General features: G+C 72.5%; 1 protein-coding gene. It reads left to right on the top strand.

The window, feature by feature from the left end; translation table 11 throughout:
• The coding region (locus ACOADB_RS03860; RefSeq protein WP_378596613.1) for a penicillin acylase family protein at window positions 1–1,274 on the top strand (1,274 nt) is incomplete at both ends.

Genomic DNA, 1,274 nt, shown 5'->3' with positions numbered 1-1,274 from the left:
CGCAGCGGGCCTTCGCGTCCTGCACCGACGAGACCCGGTCCTTCCTGACGTCGTACGTCGACGGCGTGAATGCCGGAATGAAGGCGACCGACCATGCAGCGATTCCCGAGCTCGCCCACCTCGGCCACGTGCCGGGGGAGTGGGAACCGTGGACGCCGCTGGCGACCTTCCTCGCCCAGCACGTGCTGTTCGGCAATGTCGGCTCCCGCCTCTGGGACCGCCTCGCGGCCGAGGTGCTCGGCGAGGACGCCCGCCTGCTGTCCCACGAAGGGCCGCACACCTCGGGCAGCAACGCCTGGGTGGTCGGTGGTGCGCGCACCACATCGGGCCACCCGCTCATCGGCGGCGACCCGCACCGCAACCTCGAACAGCCCGGTGTCTACCAGCAGGTGCGGCTGGCGTGTGAGGACCCGGACGACGCGTTCGACGTGGTCGGCTTCTCCTTCGTCGGGGTCCCCGGCGTGCAGCACTTCGCCCACGCAGGTGAGGTCGCCTGGGCGATCACGAACGCCTCGGCCGACTACCAGGACGTCGTCGAGGTCGAGCCGGACGAACCCCTGCCCGCCGGCCTGCTGCGCCTCGCGCCGGGCCTGGCCGTGCGCACCACCTCTGCAGTGCTCGGTGACCTCGGCTTCGATGCCCTCCTGCCGCTGCTGCGCGCCCGTTCGGTCGAGGACGTCGATCGCGCGTTCGACCGCTGGGTGGAGCCGGTCAACAACCTCGTCATCGCTGATCGCACCGGAGCGGCCCGCTACCGGATCGCGGGGCGGGTGCCGCTGCGGGACGCCGACGGCACCTGGACCGGCTGGCTCGACGACCCGAACCGCGTCGAGGTGTCTCCCGACGATGCCCTCGTCACTGCCAACGAACGCCGCGGTCCCGAGAGCGACCTGGTCGGGTCGTCCTTCTCCCCGCCCTTTCGTGCGGACCGGATCCGGGAGCTCCTCGCTGGCCGCGCCGGCTTCACCACGGCCGACTTCGCGGACATCCACAACGACGCTTTGCTGCCCTCGGCGGCGATCCTCAAGCAGCTGGTGCCGGGAGCGTTCGACGACTTCGACGGGGTGATGGCGGCCGACTCCGCACCCGCAGCGCGCTACGCCGCCTGGCGCTCGGCCGTCGTACGACGACTGGCGGCCGAGCCCGTGTTCGCCCCGATCGCCGAGCCCGGACCCGGGCACGACCACGGGCCGCTCCTCGCACCGTCCCTCGACCTCGTGGCCCGGCTCGGGCTCGCGCTGCCCACCCTGGCGCTGGAAGCGCTCGCCGGACGG

Origin of the sequence: Nocardioides sp. CPCC 206348 (genome assembly GCF_048654705.1) — a bacterium.
Lineage (GTDB): Bacteria > Actinomycetota > Actinomycetes > Propionibacteriales > Nocardioidaceae > Nocardioides.
The sequence above is the reverse complement of the archived record's forward strand: the minus strand, read 5'-3'. Positions and strand labels throughout refer to the sequence as shown.